The sequence below is a fragment of the Micromonospora sp. BL1 genome, assembly GCF_003667485.1.
In the GTDB taxonomy this organism is placed as follows: domain Bacteria; phylum Actinomycetota; class Actinomycetes; order Mycobacteriales; family Micromonosporaceae; genus Micromonospora; species Micromonospora tulbaghiae.
Genome location: NZ_RCVK01000016.1, coordinates 1 through 433 on the forward strand (window position 1 = coordinate 1; position 433 = coordinate 433).

Genomic DNA, 433 nt, shown 5'->3' on the forward strand with positions numbered 1-433 from the left:
GGCTGGGTCGGCACCGCGTAGATCCGCTGGACGTTGGCCGGGTTGTACGCCCAGCCGGACAGGTTCGACCTGCTCCCGGCGGTACGTTGCCACGAGATGGCGCCGCGGCTGATCACGGTCGGGTCCGCGACGTCCATCCGGATCTCGTTGCCGGCCCGCGCGTCGAGGCGCACGGTACGGTCCGCGTCGACGAGCAGCTCCGGGTCGCCCGCCACGGTGACGTCCTTCTCGGTGCCACCGGCGTCCAGACTGTGCACGAGCGCCATCAGCGAGTACCGCCCGGCGGGCAGCTCCACCGTCGCCCGGCCGTCGGCGAAGAACCCGTAGTGCTGCACGCCGGTGTCCAGGTTCCACAGCTCCGCCCGGTCGGGGAAGCCGGTGGCCGGGCGACCGTCGCGGTTGGTCGCCTCGATGGTGAGGGTGCGCATCGGCG

General features: G+C 72.5%; 1 pseudogene. It reads right to left on the bottom strand.

Annotated features, from left to right (window positions below):
• Nucleotides 1-433 (bottom strand): annotated as a pseudogene (locus tag EAD96_RS30960) (hypothetical protein); the annotation flags it as partial.